The sequence below is a fragment of the Pseudogulbenkiania sp. NH8B genome (assembly GCF_000283535.1).
GTDB classification, from domain to species: domain Bacteria; phylum Pseudomonadota; class Gammaproteobacteria; order Burkholderiales; family Chromobacteriaceae; genus Pseudogulbenkiania; species Pseudogulbenkiania ferrooxidans.
The window spans coordinates 3,458,650-3,472,692 of the sequence record NC_016002.1; the positions used below are offsets into that span (position 1 = coordinate 3,458,650).

Sequence of the window (14,043 nt, forward strand, 5' to 3'; positions counted from 1 at the left end):
CAACCACAACAACGGAACACCGTTTTGGACAAGATCAGTATCATCGCCATCATCGGGGGGCTGGCCGCCATCATCGCCGGCCAGGCGCTGGAAGGCGGACATATCGGCTCGCTGTTCCAGTTGACCGCGTTCATGATCGTCATCGGCGGCACTGCCAGCGCCGTCATGCTGCAAAGCACCCCGAAGCAGTTCGTGACCGGGCTGCGCATGGCACGCTGGGTATTCCAGCCGCCCCAGTTCGACCACGAGAAGACCATCCGTGACGTCATCCACTGGAGCCAGAGCGCGCGCAAGGGCGGCCTGCTGTCACTGGAGGGCTACGTCGCCCAGCAGCAGGACCCGTTCCACCGCAAGGCGCTGCAGATGCTGGTGGACGGCACCGAGCCGGAGACGCTGCGCTCGGTGATGGAGGTGGAGATTTCGATGTTCGAGCATGCGCGCCGTCAGTCCACGCGCATCTGGGAATCGGCCGGCGGCTACGCCCCGACCATGGGCATCCTGGGCGCGGTGCTGGGGCTGATCCACGTCATGGAGAACCTCTCCGACCCCTCCAAGCTGGGCTCCGGCATCGCCGTGGCTTTCGTTGCCACCATCTACGGCGTCGGTTCGGCCAACCTGCTGTTCCTGCCGATCGCCAACAAGCTGAAGAACCTGGTGGCGGCCGAGATAGCGATGCGCGAGCTGATCGTCGAAGGCTTGGTCGCCATCGGCCACGGCGAGAACCCGCGCATCATCGAGAACCGACTGCGCGGCTTCCTCGCCATGCACGACTGAGCCGTCAAGGTTGGCCGAAGAGGCTCGGCCAGCAGCCCCTCCGCCGCGAGGCACGTCCCCAATCACGGCAGGCCGGGATCAGCCGATCACCCCGGAAAACACCATCTCGCCCTCGTCGAGCAAGCGCAGCTCGCTCGACGGCGTCGGCTTCTTGAGATAAGCGCTGAACAGCTTGTAGCTGTCGAGATCGAAGCTCGGCTGCCCCTCCAGCGTCTCGCTGGCGGCATGGCGCGTCCCCAGGTAGCACCAGCGGTCGAACACGTGCTCGACGCGCTCGCCGGTCACCTCGTCCCACTCCACCACGGCCACCGCGCCGGGAAACGGCCAGTTCTTCACCCGCACCCGCGACAGCGCCGACATCAGCCGCGTATTGTGCTGCATCGCCGGCTCGCGACCGATGCAGGCGCCGCGGCACAGCCCGGCCTGGAAGCCGCCGCACGGCGCCCCCTTGCGGCTGGTGACCTGCTCCACCCCCAGCACGGCCTGGCACAGGCCCTGGGCGCGCGCCATGTCCTGCAACATCTTGCGCGCCTCGCGAGGGTGGCGGAACAGGCCGTACAGATCGGCGGTGCGGCTGAAGTCGAGTTCGTGCGCCAGCACGATGCGCGGCCGCACGAAGCCGTCCGCGCCCTCGCCCAGCTGGATCGAGCACAATTCGTCGCCGGGCCCGCCGCGCCGGTTGTGGCGCGGGCGATGGGCGCGGATCCATTGCAGCTCCAGCAGCATGGCGCCGAACTCGCCCAGCGTCTCGCGCCACTCCACACCGCGGATCGGCTCGGCGATGTGCAGTGTCTTGCCGTGCGCCTTATCGGCGTAGAAATGCGCCAGCACCTGGCGGCGCAGGTTGGCGCCGCGCCCGACGTACAGGGGCAGCCCGTCGTCGCCCAGCAACAAGTACACGCCAGGCACGTCCGGCAGGCTGTCGAGCAGCTCCGGGTCCAGCCCCGGCGGCAAGGCGGTCGGTGCCAGCAGCGCCGTTGCCGCCTCCAGCACCGCCTCCGGCCCCAGCTCGGCCGTCGCCGCCTCGATGAAGTGGTACACCGCCAAGGCGTCGGCCATGGCGCGGTGGCGATCCGCCAGCACGATGCCATGGCGCGCGATCAGGCTGTCGAGACTGTGCTTGAAATGCTGCGGGTAGAGCCGGCGTGACAGCTTGACGGTGCACAGCACCTCGCTCTGGAAGACGTGCCCGGCGCGCTTGAACTCGTTCTTCAGGAAGCCGTAGTCGAAGCGCGCGTTGTGCGCCAGCAGCAGGCGGCCCTGCAGCTTTTCCAGCAACGTCTCCACCAGCGCGGCGAACGGCGGCGCCTCGGCCACCATGGCGTCGGAAATGCCGGTCATGTTCTCGATGAAGGGCGGGATCGGCTGGCCCGGATTGACCAGCGTCTCGTAACGCTCGATGCGCTCGCCATCGATCAGCAGGATGCCGATCTCGGTGATGCGGTCGCGGGTGATGTGGCCGCCGGTCGTCTCGAGGTCGACGATGGCGCAGGGTTGCTCAAACAGCATGCTCAATTCGCTTTCACCACCGGGATATCGTCCCAGCGGGTGGTGTAACAGGGAGAAAGATGGTCTTGTTTCATGCGCCAGGGCTGCTTCGTGCCTTCGGCCAACAAGCGCACGGTGCCGCGCCCCATGCGCTGGTTGATGGCGTCCATGGCCTGCATCAGGCGCGCGCTCTTGGCGTCGAGCGGATCGCCGGCAAAGAGGTCGGCCTGCACCTGCCCCGCGTCGACCAGTTCGAACGCCATCACCCCGGCCTTGTGATAACGCACGCCGCGCTGCCACAAGCGTGCCACGGCCTGCTGCGCTGCGCGCGTCAGCACCCGGCTATCGTTGGACGGCGGCAACAGCGCCACGGTTTCGCTGGCATCGCCCCCCCGCCCCCAGCCCGGTACGCCGGAGCGTATCCCCACGCGCAGAAAATGCGCCAGCGAACCCTGGCGGCGCAGACGCTCGGCGACCCGGCCGGCGTGCATCGCCGCCGCCTCCTGCAACTCGGCCAGCGCCGTCACCTTGCGCCCGAACGAGCGCGTCGACATCACCGAACGGCGCGGCTCCAGCAGCGCCTCCAGCGCCAGGCAGGAGACGCCGCGCAGTTCGTCGGCGATGCGCGCCGTCACCAGCCCGAAGCGCCGCTGCAGCCAGTCGCGCTCGGTTTCGGCCAACTGCCGCGCACTGCCGATCCCCGCCAGGCGCAGCCGCTCGCCGAGACGACGGCCGATGCCCCACACCTCCTCCACCGCCACCGGCTCCAGCCGCTGCAACAGCGCCGTTGCGTCGAGCGAGCCCAGGTCGAGCACCCCTTCCAGGGCCGCCTCCTGCTTGGCCAGGTGGTTGGCCAGCTTGGCCAGGGTCTTGGACGGGCCAAGGCCGACGCAGGCCGGTAACCCGAGCCCCTGCAACAGCGCGTCGCGCAGGCGCCGCGCCAGCCTCAGCGGCTCGGCTTCGCCGCTCAGGTCGAGGAAGCACTCGTCGATCGAATAGACCTCCTGCGCCCGCGCGTAACCGGCCAGGAGCCGCATCGCGCGGTTGGAGAGATCGCCGTACAAGGCGTAGTTGGAGGAAAACACCACCACACCCTGCCGCTCCAGCTGCCCCTTGAGCGTGAAGTACGGTGCCCCCATCGGCACGCCAAGCCGCTTGGCCTCGGCCGAACGCGACACCACGCAACCGTCGTTGTTGGACAACACGACCACGGGCCGGCCAGCCAGCGCCGGGTTGAACACCCGCTCGCAGGCAGCGTAGAAATTGTTGCAATCGACTTGCGCGAAACAGGAGGTCATAGGGGAATCGGTGCGGCATGGGGCTGCGTTCATTGTACTGGCTCGTACACAAAATGCCCAACGACGCTTGACAGTCGGAAACAGCCTCTATAGAATCCGCCTCTCTCGAAAGACGCCAGCGTCTGAAGAGAAACAGCGCACCCGTAGCTCAGTTGGATAGAGTATCTGGCTACGAACCAGAGGGTCGGGCGTTCGAATCGCTCCGGGTGCGCCAGCAGCGTCTCCATCGTCTAGCGGTTAGGACATCGCCCTTTCACGGCGGTAACCGGGGTTCGATTCCCCGTGGGGACGCCAACAACGCACCCGTAGCTCAGTTGGATAGAGTATCTGGCTACGAACCAGAGGGTCGGGCGTTCGAATCGCTCCGGGTGCGCCAGCTGTCTCCATCGTCTAGCGGTTAGGACATCGCCCTTTCACGGCGGTAACCGGGGTTCGATTCCCCGTGGAGACGCCAGGATTCCACAAGAAGCACCAGCACACGCTGGTGCTTTTTGCTTTTCCGGCTTCGGATTTCCCCCTCCCCATCATGCCGCACTCGCCTCTGGCGAGACGGGTTCCAGCCATCCACTCCGGAAAATCCCCAACTTTTCATCCCCCCCGTTTGCCCTGTTACACTGGCGCTCTTTTTCCAGAACAACGCCATAACCATACAGGGGACACTCTCCATGCTCTCACTCCTCTTCCGCAGAGGGGCGCTGGCCTGGCTGCTGGGGACGCTGCCGCTCGTGGCCCACGCCGGCGTCAACGGCGCCGAACTCACCACGCTCTGGGCCGTGCCGTTCGCCGGCCTGCTGCTGTCGATCGCCATCCTGCCGCTGCTGGCCCCGGGCCTGTGGCATCACCACTTTGGCAAGATCGCCGCCGGCTGGGCGCTGCTGTTCATCGTGCCGTTCGCACTGCAGCACGGTGGCGGCGCCACCGGGCATGAACTCTTGCACACGCTGCTGCTGGAATACCTGCCGTTCATCATCCTGCTGGTGGCGCTGTTCACTGTGGCGGGCGGCATCTACCTGCGCGGCAACCTGCACGGCTCGCCGCTGGTGAATACCACGCTCCTCGGGATTGGCACCGTGCTGGCCAGCTTCACCGGCACCACCGGTGCCTCGATGCTGCTGATCCGCCCGCTCTTGCGCGCCAACGACAACCGCCGCCACAAAACCCACGTCGTGGTGTTTTTCATCTTCCTGGTCGCCAACATCGGCGGCTCGCTCACGCCGCTGGGCGACCCGCCGCTGTTCCTGGGCTTCCTCAAGGGCGTCAGCTTCGGCTGGACCCTGCGGCACCTGCTGCCGCTGATGGCCTTCGCCAGCGTGATCCTGCTGGTGCTGTTCTACCTGCTCGACCGCCACTACTACCACAAGGAAGAAAACCTGCCGCCGCTGGCGGACCCGACCCCGGATTCGAAGCTGCGCCTGGAAGGCAGCATCAACCTGTTGCTGCTGGGCGCGATCGTCGGCGCGGTGTTGTTGTCCGGCACCTGGAAGCCGGGTATCAACTGGACCATCGGCGGCCTGGAGATCGAGCTGCAGAGCGTGGTGCGCGACGTGCTGCTGCTGGGGATCGCGGCGCTGTCGCTGGCGCTGACGCCGGGTCGCTGCCGCGCCGCCAACGCCTTCAACTGGGGGCCGATGCTGGAGGTGGCCAAGCTGTTCGCCGGCATCTTCGTCACCATGATCCCGGTACTGGCGATGCTCAAGGCCGGCTCGGCCGGGGCCTTCGGCAATCTGGTGGCCATGGTCAACGACGGCAGCGGCGCGCCGCTCAACCCGGCCTACTTCTGGCTGACCGGTGCGCTGTCGAGCTTCCTCGACAACGCACCGACCTATCTGGTGTTCTTCAACCTGGCCGGCGGCGAGCCCGGTCAGCTGATGACCACGCTGGCACCGACACTGACCGCGATCTCGGCCGGCGCGGTGTTCATGGGCGCCAACAGCTATATCGGCAACGCCCCCAATTTCATGGTCAAGGCCATCGCCGAGGAGCGCGGCGTGGCGATGCCGTCGTTCTTCGGTTACATCGGCTGGTCGCTGGCCATCCTGATCCCGGTGTTCCTGCTGGTGACGCTGCTGTTCTTCTGAATCCCGGCCGCGCCACGTAAAACGGGCTGCCTGAGCAGCCCGTTTTGCCTTGCCGTTACGACAAGATCACAGCCGGTAGCTGGCCGAGGTCATCACCTTGGAGGTCAGCTTCATCAGGCCGCGCACAGGGAGGGGCAACTTGGCGGCGCCGTGCTCGTGCGCCATCTCGGCGTGGCGCACTTCGTCGTCGCGCATCTGCTTGACGATGGCGCGGCTCTTTTCGTCCTGTTCCGGCAGGTCTTTCAGGTGGCCGTTCAGGTGCGCCTCGACCTGGTATTCGGTCTCTTCCAGAAAGCCCAGGTTCCACTTGTCGCCCAACAGCCCGGCGGCGACACCGATGGCCAGCGAGCCGGTGTACCACAGCGGGTTGAACACGCTGGGATGGCCGCCCAGCTCGCGGATGCGGCTCTCGGTCCAGGCCAGGTGCTCCACTTCCTCGAAGGCGGCATGCTTGAGCGCCTCGCGCGCGGCCTCGTTGCGTGCGGTCAGCGCCTGCCCCTGGTACAAGGCCTGGGCGCACACCTCGCCACAGTGGTTGACACGCATCAGGCCCAGCGCATGGCGCTTTTCCTGCTCGCTCATCTCGGCTTCGGGCATGCTGGCATCCGGGTGCGGACGGGCGCTGGCGGCCGGGGCAAACAGGGTACGCACCCCCTTGTCGAATTCGATGATCAGCTTGTCCAGCATGGTGTGGCGTCCCGCTTGTAGCAAAAAGAAGCGTTGGATTATACCTTGGCGCCCCGCAAGCGACGACGGCTTGCTGTTATAATCGCGGGATAATTCGGCAAATGTGTTCAACGCTCAACCAAAGGACCTCCCAGATGAATCTCGACCGCATCGCCCCCGGCAAGGACATGCCCAACGACATCAACGTGGTGATCGAAATCTCCGCCAACAGCGCCCCGATCAAGTACGAGTTCGACAAGGACTCCGGCGCCATCTGCGTTGACCGTTTCATGGGCACCTCGATGTTCTACCCGGCCAACTACGGTTTCGTACCGCAAACGCTCGCCGGCGACGGCGATCCGGTGGACGTGCTGGTGGTGACCCCGTTCCCGCTGCCGCCGGGCGTGCTGGTGCGCTGCCGTGCTCTGGGCCTGATCAAGATGGAAGACGACGGCGGCGTGGATGCCAAGCTGGTGGCCGTGCCGGTCGAGAAACTGTGCCCGATGTACAAGTCGATCCAGCAACTGGAAGACCTGCCGGAACTGCTGCGCAACCAGATGGTGCACTTCTTCCAGCACTACAAGGACCTGGAGCCGGGCAAGTGGGTGAAGATCCAGGGCTGGGGCACCCGTGAAGACGCCACCAAGGAACTGGTGGAAGGTATCGAGCGTTACAAGCAGGAAGGCTGAGCCCTCCTCTGAACGACCAGCAAGCCGGCGATTCGCCGGCTTTGTTGTTTCCGCTGGCCGCTTCGGCCAACGTGCCGGTGACACCCACGCCGCTGCGCGGCCGGCAACGATACCCCCGCTGGCGCAGCATCCCGAACCGTCCCCGTCGCACGTCATCCGCCATGGTGGCGCCAGGTGATACTTCGCGCAGCGGCTGGCACGCTCGTCGTTGCGGCGCGAAAGACAGGATGCGCTCACCACCGCCCTCTCTCTCGCCGGCAAGTGGCAGTTATAGCTAAAGGGACTCGGCGCCGGCTATTTGTTGCTTTCGCTGGCCCAGCCCTACGTGGATAATGGGTAACTGATCGTGAAACGCGTCGAAGACGGCAAGGAGCCACAACCTGACAGGGCACTGGGCTGGTTCATCCCGTGCCTCATGCAGACCCTCGACTCCGCGCCCCTGACGTCTTGAGAAGCATGCAAATCATCACGCTCGGTAACGAGCCCTACCTCGAATGGATTCGACGCCGCCTGACGGCGCAGGGGTTCGGCTTGCCGGCCGAGCCCTTTCCCTCCCCGCCGGCTTCCGAGGCTTTTTCCGCCGACTGGCAGGCGCTGCAGTACGGCGGCGTGCTGCTGGACCTGAAGCGCGCCACACCGGACAGCTGTGCCGCCCGGGAGCGGCACTGCCGAGAGTTCGGGCTGGGCTACGTCGACGTGGCGGCCAACTGGCAAGCCCCGGGAGTGCAGCAAGGCTTCGCCCTGTTCGTGGGCGGCTCGGACCGCGCGCTGGACGGTGCCAGGCCGGTGCTGGATGCGCTGGCGCCCTTGCCAGGTGCCTGGCTGCACTGCGGCCCCGCCGGCAGCGGCCATTTCGTGGCTACGGTATTCGAGGCGCTGAGCTACGCCTTCGGCTTGCTGCTGCAGGCGGGCTGGACCGCCCCCGGCGAAACGCCGCGCCCACCGGACTGGAACCATTTCTTCAGCCAGCAAAAGGAGCTGGCCGCCAACCTGTTGCAACTGTCCCGGCTCTACCTGGCGCAGCACCCGCCGCAGCAGGAAGCACACGATCCCTGGCAATTGCTGGCACACTTTGCCCTGCCCGCCTACCAGCAAAGCCACTACGCCCTGATCCTGGCCCAGCTGATCGAGCTAGCACTGGGCCAGGGTCTCGCCCTGCAGGCCATCTTCGACTCCCTCAGCCAGCCACGCCCATAAAAAAACCCGCCTTGCGGCGGGTTTCCAGGCTGCTGCCAACGTCTCCTGTCGAGACGCTACCGGACCCGGCAAAGCCGGACCGCTCCCGATACGTTATTGCCTCCACAGCCTTCCCGTTTACACGACAAACCCCTTCCGCTGCGCGAAAGGGGTTTGTCAAAATCAAAAACCCGCCTTGCGGCGGGTTTTTTTGCTTCGGCGCGGTGCCGGCCCGATCAGGCCTTCTTGGCAACGGCAGCGGAAGCGACCTTGGCGGACTTGGTCGCAGCCTGCACACCGGCTTCGGCCAGTTCGCTGCCGACTTTCTTGGCGGTCTGCGACACGCTTTCGAAGGCGGCGTTGGACGAGGTCACGAAGTTTTTCAGCGCGCTGACGGCAACGTCGGAACCGGCCGGAGCGTTCTTGGCCAGCTTGTCGATGGTGGACAGCACGGCCTTGTTGGATTCGGCAACCTGCTCTTCGACGAAGGCGGTCAGTTCGCCCTGGGTGGTCACCGCGGCGTCGTACACGCTACGGGCGGCAACGAAGGCCTTGTCCAGGGCCGGCTGAGCCAGACCTGCCGGCAGCTCGACCAGAGCCTTCGGATCCTTGATGTCGACCAGGGTCTTGAACAGCTGGGCGTTTTCGGCCAGCACCTTGCGGCTCAGGTCGAACTGCAGAGCGGCGAAACGCTCGGCGCTGCCCAGCAAAAGGGAAGACAGGCGTACAGCTTTATCGAATTGCGCCTGTCCAAGAGCGGTCAGTTCTTGAGTAGTAGTAAACATAATGACTCCTGAATAGTTGGGAAGTAACCCAGCGACAACAGCAACAAACCCTGTACCTCTGTCGCATTGTGCGATGCAGCAATTGCACTTTAACCAAAGCCTGCCTTCCGGTCAACCGGTTTGTTGCATTGCACAATCTACTAAGCCCCTAATCTGTTGGGTTTTTTGCAACACTTCAGACGGCAAAAAACCCCGGCAGCGGGGCATGAGGGCATGACAGTATCACAACACGTCAGCATTACAAATCCATGACGGCAGCACGCCCGCCAGAGCGTGCGACTTTCATTGAAAGCCCCGCCGCAAGCCAGTACACTCGCCTTCATAGAAGAAATCTATCTTTAGGTATTATTACAGCGACATGAGCCAGACGGCGAACACCTACGACATCAAATCGGCCAGCCTCGACGTGCTGGCCTTCGTTCTGCGCAGCAACCATCTCGACGAGCTGACCCAGGCACTGGAAAGCCGCTTCGGCAACCGCGCCACACCTTCCGCCGCCGAAGCCGTGGTGCTCGATGTGGCCGCGCTCGACAACCCCGCCGATCTCGCCCTCGACCGCGTGCTGTCCCTGCTCGGCCACTACGGCTTCCGCGCCGTGGCGCTGCGCCACCCGGACCCGGCACTCGAGGCGCTGGCGCACCGCTTCGGCCTGGCCCATGTCACCGGTCAGGTGATCGCCAGCAAGCCTGCCGCCAGCGAGGCGGCAGCGGCGCCGGAGGGCCTCGCCAGCGCCCCGACGATGATCATCGACCGCCCGGTCCGGGCCGGCCAGCAGATCTATGCCAAGGGCGGCGATCTGGTGGTGCTGGCGATGGTCAGCGCCGGCGCCGAAGTGATCGCCGACGGCAACATCCACGTCTACGCCCCGCTGCGCGGCCGCGCCCTGGCCGGCGCGCGCGGCAATACCGCGGCGCGCATCTTCACGCAATGCATGGAAGCTGAACTGGTGTCGATCGCCGGCGTCTATCGAACCATCGAGCAGGCGTTGCCCGACAGCATCCGCGGCAAGCCGGCTCAAGTCTTCCTCGAGAACGAGCGCCTGGTGATCACCGCGCTCGGCGAATAACGAACACTCCATCACTGGTTAATCAAGGGAATCATCGTGGCAAAAATCATCGTCGTGACATCCGGCAAGGGCGGCGTCGGCAAGACCACCACCAGCGCCAGCTTCGCTTCCGGGCTGGCCCTGCGCGGCCACAAGACCGTGGTCATCGATTTCGACGTCGGTCTCAGAAACCTCGACCTGATCATGGGCTGCGAGCGGCGCGTGGTGTACGACTTGATCAACGTGGTCAACAACGAGGCCACGCTGAACCAGGCGCTGATCAGGGACAAGAACTGCGACAACCTGTACGTGCTGCCGGCCTCGCAGACCCGCGACAAGGATGCGCTGACCGAAGAAGGCGTGGAAAAGGTGCTGAACGAGCTGGCCACGATGAACTTCGACTTCATCGTCTGCGATTCGCCGGCCGGCATCGAGAAGGGCGCGCTGATGGCGCTCTACTTCGCCGACGAGGCGCTGATCGTGACCAACCCGGAAGTGTCGTCGGTGCGCGACTCCGACCGCATCCTCGGCATCCTGTCGTCCAAGTCGCGCCGTGCCATCGAGGGCCGTGAACCGGTCAAGGAACACCTGCTGATCACGCGCTATTCGCCGAGCCGCGTGGAAAAGGGCGAGATGTTGTCGGTCGACGACGTCAAGGAAATCCTGCGCGTGTCGCTCTTGGGGGTGATCCCGGAATCGCAGGTGGTGCTGCAGGCCTCCAACTCGGGCACGCCGGCCATCCACCTCAAGGGGACCGATGCCTCCGAGGCCTACGCCGACGTGGTGTCGCGCTTCCTCGGCGAGGATCGCCCGATGCGTTTCCTCGACGTCCCGAAGGTTGGGCTCCTCAAACGACTGTTCGGAGGCTAAGCCATGTCGCTGATGGACATTTTGTTCGGCAGCAAGCGTAAGAAATCGGCCGAGGTGGCGCGTGAGCGCCTGCAGATCATCCTGGCTCACGAGCGCAACGGCCGTGCCGGCGCCCCGGACTACCTGCCGGCATTGCAGCGCGAGCTGATGGAGGTGATCTCGCGCTACGTGGCGGTCAACCTGGACGACATCAAGGTCAACCTCGAGCGCCAGGACAACTTCGAGGTGCTGGAGGTCAACATCGTGTTGCCGGAGCACGAACGCTAAGCCATGACGCTGACCGAACTGCGTTACATCGTGGCGGTGGCGCGCGAGCGCCACTTCGGCCGCGCGGCCCAGAGCTGCTATGTCAGCCAGCCGACGCTGTCGATCGCCATCAAGAAGCTGGAGGACGAACTGGGCATCACCCTGTTCGAACGCGGCGGCCCCGAGGTGGCGGTGACCGATATCGGCGAGCGCGTGATCGAGCAGGCCCAGCGCGTGCTGGAAGAAGCGGAGACGGTGAAGCGACTGGCCGGCGAACACCAGAACGAGCTGGTGGGGCCGCTCAAGCTGGGGGTGATCTTCACCATCAGCCCTTACCTGCTGCCCAAGCTGATCCCGGCGCTGCGCATCCTGGCCCCGGACATGCCGCTGATTCTCGAGGAGAACTACACGGCGCGTCTGGCCGAGATGCTCAAGCGCGGCGAAGTCGACGCCATCATCGTGGCCGACCCGTTCGAGGAGCCCGGCACGGTGGCCTACCCGCTCTACGACGAGCCGTTCGTGGTAGCCACGCCGAAGGGGCACCCATGGGAGAAACAGCCGATGGTGCGCCCCAGCCAGTTGGCGGAGGAAAGCGTGTTGCTGCTCAACCAGGGCAACTGCTTCCGCGACCAGGTGCTGCAGTCGTGCAGCGAGCTGGCCACGCGCCAGCACCAGTCCGGCAGCCTGGCCAGCACCCTGCAGGGCAGCTCGCTCAACACCATCCGCCACATGGTGGCGAGCGGCATGGGAGTGACGGTGCTGCCGGCCACCTCGGTCAGCCCGGCCGACGATGCCCTGCTGTCGGTGGTGCCGTTCAGCCTGCCGGCGCCGCAGCGGCGCGTGATGCTGGTGACGCGCAAGCAGTACTTCCGCCGCAAGGCGGTCACCACGCTGCAGCAGGCGGTGTTCCGTTCCGGCCTGCCGGGCGTCACCATGCTGGAAGAAGACGCGCAACCGGCCTGAGAACCTGTTTACGATCTGCTGCGCGTCGGCGCTACGGCGTTAAAACGTCTCCGGAATGCTCATTTACCATGTGTAAACTTCGCTTCCTCGGCCGTTTTTGCCTTGTCTCGCTCTAGCTTGCGAGAGCGTAAACAGGCTCTGAGCGAAGACGCCAAAGACGAAAAAGCCTGACCGGAATGTCCTGTCAGGCTTTTTGCTTTTCCATCGGGCGAGGAAGGACGGCGGCTTGCCCCCTTCCCCTGCCCTGGCTTGTCTCGCCGGCGTCAACCCGCGCGGATCAGGCCGGCCAGACGCGCGATACCTTCTTCGATGCGCTCCGGGGTGGCATGGCTGAAGTTGAGCCGCAGATGACCGATGCCGGTGTCTGGATCGGCGTAGAACGCCTCGCCCGGCATGAAGGCGACGTTGTGCTGTTCCAGCGCCGGCTTGAGGAAGGTGCGAGTGTCGCGCTTGTTCTTCAACGTCAGCCAGAAGAACAGGCCCCCTTGCGGCACCTGCCAGTCGGCCAGATCGGCGAAGTGGCGCTCCAGTGCGGCTTGCATCGCATCACGGCCGACCTTGTAGTTCTGCTGCAAACGCTTGAGATGAGCGGGGTAATCACCGCTCTTCAGCCACTGTGCGATGAACCACTGGCCCAGACGGTTGGAATGCAGATCGACCGCCTGTTTCAGCTTGAGCAGATGCGGCATCAGTTCCTTGGAAGCGATCAGGTAGCCGATGCGCAGGCCCGGCGCCAACGTCTTGGAGAACGAACCGCAGTAGATCCAGGGAGCGTTCTTCAAGTGCGTCACCAGCGGAGCCGGTGCGTCACCGTCGTAGGACAGCGCGCGGTAGGGGTCGTCCTCGATCACCGGCAGGTGGGCGTCGTCCAGCACGCGCGCCAGCGCCTGGCGCGTCTCGATGCTGTAGCAGGCGCCGGACGGGTTCTGGAAGGTGGGGATCAGGTAGGCAAGCTTGGCCTTGCTGTCGGCGATGGCGGCCTGCAGCGTGGCGGCCGGCAACTGGCCGTCCTGCTGCTCCACGGTGTGGAACTGCGCGCCGAACAGGCGGAATACCTGCAGCGCGGCGAGGTAGGTCGGGCCTTCGGTGATCACCGGGGTGCCCGGGTCGACGAACAGCTTGGCGGCGAGGTCGAGCGCCTGCTGCGAGCCGGACAGCACCAGCACCTGCGACGCGTCGCAGCTCAGGCCGATGCGGGCAACCTCCTTGACGATCTGCTCGCGCAGCTCCGGTTCGCCCTCGCTGGTGCCGTATTGCGCCAGCGACGGCGGCACATCGGGAAAGTCCAGCGGCGGCAGGCAGCTGGAAGCCGGCAGGCCGCCGGCGAAGGAAATCACCTCGGGGCGCTGGGCGGCGGCGAGGATTTCGCGGATCAGCGAGCCGCTGAGTCGTTCGATGCGTTCTGAAAACATGCTACCCTCGTAGTGGCTGGACTTATAAATGTCAATTTTTTTGACCCAATTTACGCCTGCACCAGGCCCTCGTCAACATGCCCGACACGCCCGTTTCTCCCGACCTGCGCGCCTCGATGGAGGCCTTCTTCCACGCCTACATGGCGTTCACCGCCAAACCCGACGAGATGCTGGCGCGCCGCGGCCTGGCGCGGGTGCACCACCGTATCCTGTTCTTCGTGGCGCACACGCCGGGGCTGAGCGTCAAGGCGCTGCTGGCGGCGCTGGGCGTGACCAAGCAGGCGATCAACATCCCGCTGCGCCAGCTGATGGAGATGGGGCTGGTGGAAGCGCGTGCCGCGGAGCACGACAAGCGGGTGAAGGAGCTGACGCTGACGGCAGAGGGGCGCAAGCTGGAGGAGTCGCTATACCGCGAGCAGGCGAAGCTGCTGCTGACGGCGTTTGCCGGTGCCGGCAAGGACGCCCACCAGGGCTGGCTCGACGTCAACCTGCTCCTGGCGAGCCACGCCAAGTAGCAGACACCGCGCCGCGCGGCGGGAGCGGCCTGGCGTCG

General features: G+C 65.3%; 14 protein-coding genes and 4 tRNA genes. 13 read left to right on the plus strand and 5 right to left on the minus strand.

The window, feature by feature from the left end:
• The first annotated feature begins 24 nt into the window (after positions 1-24).
• Positions 25-774 (plus strand): flagellar motor protein, encoded by a 750-nt coding sequence (locus NH8B_RS15900; protein ID WP_014088185.1) that lies wholly within the window; start codon positions 25-27, stop codon positions 772-774.
• Between the two features lie 78 nt (positions 775-852).
• Here the strand turns inward: NH8B_RS15900 and NH8B_RS15905 are convergent, their stop codons facing one another.
• Together NH8B_RS15905 and NH8B_RS15910 are read right to left on the minus strand one after the other, a co-directional pair.
• Complete coding sequence (locus NH8B_RS15905) at positions 853-2,283, minus strand: exonuclease domain-containing protein (protein ID WP_014088186.1); 1,431 nt, start codon at positions 2,281-2,283, stop codon at positions 853-855.
• Positions 2,284-2,285: 2 nt separating this feature from the next.
• Positions 2,286-3,560: a Y-family DNA polymerase gene (locus tag NH8B_RS15910; protein WP_014088187.1), complete on the minus strand. Its 1,275-nt coding sequence runs from the start codon at positions 3,558-3,560 to the stop codon at positions 2,286-2,288.
• 137 nt (positions 3,561-3,697) lie between these two features.
• Here NH8B_RS15910 and NH8B_RS15915 point away from each other — a divergent pair.
• From NH8B_RS15915 to NH8B_RS15935, 5 genes are all read left to right on the plus strand, one after another.
• Positions 3,698-3,774, plus strand: a tRNA-Arg gene (locus tag NH8B_RS15915).
• Positions 3,775-3,779: 5 nt separating this feature from the next.
• Positions 3,780-3,854: transfer RNA gene (locus NH8B_RS15920), tRNA-Glu, on the plus strand.
• 5 nt (positions 3,855-3,859) lie between these two features.
• Positions 3,860-3,936 (plus strand) — tRNA-Arg (locus tag NH8B_RS15925).
• A gap of 3 nt (positions 3,937-3,939) precedes the next feature.
• Positions 3,940-4,014 (plus strand) — tRNA-Glu (locus tag NH8B_RS15930).
• A gap of 211 nt (positions 4,015-4,225) precedes the next feature.
• Positions 4,226-5,638, plus strand: a complete 1,413-nt coding sequence (locus tag NH8B_RS15935; RefSeq protein ID WP_014088188.1) for a sodium:proton antiporter — start codon at positions 4,226-4,228, stop codon at positions 5,636-5,638.
• Positions 5,639-5,704: 66 nt separating this feature from the next.
• On the opposite strand, the gene coq7 is transcribed toward NH8B_RS15935, so the two are convergent.
• Positions 5,705-6,325, minus strand: a complete 621-nt coding sequence (gene coq7 / locus NH8B_RS15940; RefSeq protein WP_014088189.1) for a 2-polyprenyl-3-methyl-6-methoxy-1,4-benzoquinone monooxygenase — start codon at positions 6,323-6,325, stop codon at positions 5,705-5,707.
• Between the two features lie 134 nt (positions 6,326-6,459).
• On the opposite strand from coq7, the gene ppa reads away from it, so the two are divergent.
• Positions 6,460-6,993, plus strand: coding sequence for an inorganic diphosphatase (gene ppa, locus NH8B_RS15945; protein ID WP_008954955.1), 534 nt, complete (start codon positions 6,460-6,462; stop codon positions 6,991-6,993).
• 456 nt (positions 6,994-7,449) lie between these two features.
• Positions 7,450-8,190: a 6-phosphogluconate dehydrogenase gene (locus NH8B_RS15950; protein ID WP_014088190.1), complete on the plus strand. Its 741-nt coding sequence runs from the start codon at positions 7,450-7,452 to the stop codon at positions 8,188-8,190.
• A 215-nt stretch (positions 8,191-8,405) separates the two neighbouring features.
• On the opposite strand, the gene NH8B_RS15955 is transcribed toward NH8B_RS15950, so the two are convergent.
• Complete coding sequence (locus tag NH8B_RS15955; protein WP_008954953.1) at positions 8,406-8,954, minus strand: phasin family protein; 549 nt, start codon at positions 8,952-8,954, stop codon at positions 8,406-8,408.
• A 358-nt stretch (positions 8,955-9,312) separates the two neighbouring features.
• Here NH8B_RS15955 and minC point away from each other — a divergent pair, with 358 nt between their 5' ends.
• The 4 genes from minC to NH8B_RS15975 are packed head-to-tail and all read left to right on the plus strand — an operon-like array spanning position 9,313 to position 12,078.
• Entirely contained in the window at positions 9,313-10,020 is a 708-nt protein-coding gene (gene minC, locus NH8B_RS15960; protein ID WP_014088191.1) for a septum site-determining protein MinC, read from the plus strand.
• 21 nt (positions 10,021-10,041) lie between these two features.
• The gene (gene minD, locus NH8B_RS15965) at positions 10,042-10,869 is read left to right on the plus strand and encodes a septum site-determining protein MinD (protein ID WP_369751190.1); all 828 of its coding nucleotides are present in this window, start codon (positions 10,042-10,044) and stop codon (positions 10,867-10,869) included.
• A 3-nt stretch (positions 10,870-10,872) separates the two neighbouring features.
• Positions 10,873-11,136, plus strand: a complete 264-nt coding sequence (gene minE / locus NH8B_RS15970) for a cell division topological specificity factor MinE (protein ID WP_008954950.1) — start codon at positions 10,873-10,875, stop codon at positions 11,134-11,136.
• Between the two features lie 3 nt (positions 11,137-11,139).
• Complete coding sequence (locus NH8B_RS15975) at positions 11,140-12,078, plus strand: LysR substrate-binding domain-containing protein (RefSeq protein ID WP_014088193.1); 939 nt, start codon at positions 11,140-11,142, stop codon at positions 12,076-12,078.
• Positions 12,079-12,341: 263 nt separating this feature from the next.
• Here NH8B_RS15975 and NH8B_RS15980 read toward each other — a convergent pair whose 3' ends face one another.
• Entirely contained in the window at positions 12,342-13,490 is a 1,149-nt protein-coding gene (locus NH8B_RS15980) for an aminotransferase-like domain-containing protein (protein WP_014088194.1), read from the minus strand.
• Between the two features lie 77 nt (positions 13,491-13,567).
• On the opposite strand from NH8B_RS15980, the gene NH8B_RS21340 reads away from it, so the two are divergent.
• Positions 13,568-14,005, plus strand: coding sequence for a MarR family winged helix-turn-helix transcriptional regulator (locus NH8B_RS21340; protein WP_008954947.1), 438 nt, complete (start codon positions 13,568-13,570; stop codon positions 14,003-14,005).
• Positions 14,006-14,043 lie beyond the last annotated feature (38 nt).

Excerpts from the sequence above, each read along its gene's own strand:
- NH8B_RS15905 (WP_014088186.1), bottom strand. The coding sequence starts at position 2,283 with ATGCTGTTTGAGCAACCCTGCGCCATCGTCGACCTCGAGACGACCGGC.
- NH8B_RS15910 (WP_014088187.1), bottom strand. The coding sequence starts at position 3,560 with ATGACCTCCTGTTTCGCGCAAGTCGATTGCAACAATTTCTACGCTGCC.
- NH8B_RS15935 (WP_014088188.1), top strand. The coding sequence starts at position 4,226 with ATGCTCTCACTCCTCTTCCGCAGAGGGGCGCTGGCCTGGCTGCTGGGG.
- coq7 (WP_014088189.1), bottom strand. The coding sequence starts at position 6,325 with ATGCTGGACAAGCTGATCATCGAATTCGACAAGGGGGTGCGTACCCTG.
- ppa (WP_008954955.1), top strand. The coding sequence starts at position 6,460 with ATGAATCTCGACCGCATCGCCCCCGGCAAGGACATGCCCAACGACATC.
- NH8B_RS15950 (WP_014088190.1), top strand. The coding sequence starts at position 7,450 with ATGCAAATCATCACGCTCGGTAACGAGCCCTACCTCGAATGGATTCGA.
- NH8B_RS15955 (WP_008954953.1), bottom strand. The coding sequence starts at position 8,954 with ATGTTTACTACTACTCAAGAACTGACCGCTCTTGGACAGGCGCAATTC.
- minC (WP_014088191.1), top strand. The coding sequence starts at position 9,313 with ATGAGCCAGACGGCGAACACCTACGACATCAAATCGGCCAGCCTCGAC.
- minE (WP_008954950.1), top strand. The coding sequence starts at position 10,873 with ATGTCGCTGATGGACATTTTGTTCGGCAGCAAGCGTAAGAAATCGGCC.
- NH8B_RS15975 (WP_014088193.1), top strand. The coding sequence starts at position 11,140 with ATGACGCTGACCGAACTGCGTTACATCGTGGCGGTGGCGCGCGAGCGC.
- NH8B_RS15980 (WP_014088194.1), bottom strand. The coding sequence starts at position 13,490 with ATGTTTTCAGAACGCATCGAACGACTCAGCGGCTCGCTGATCCGCGAA.
- NH8B_RS21340 (WP_008954947.1), top strand. The coding sequence starts at position 13,568 with ATGCCCGACACGCCCGTTTCTCCCGACCTGCGCGCCTCGATGGAGGCC.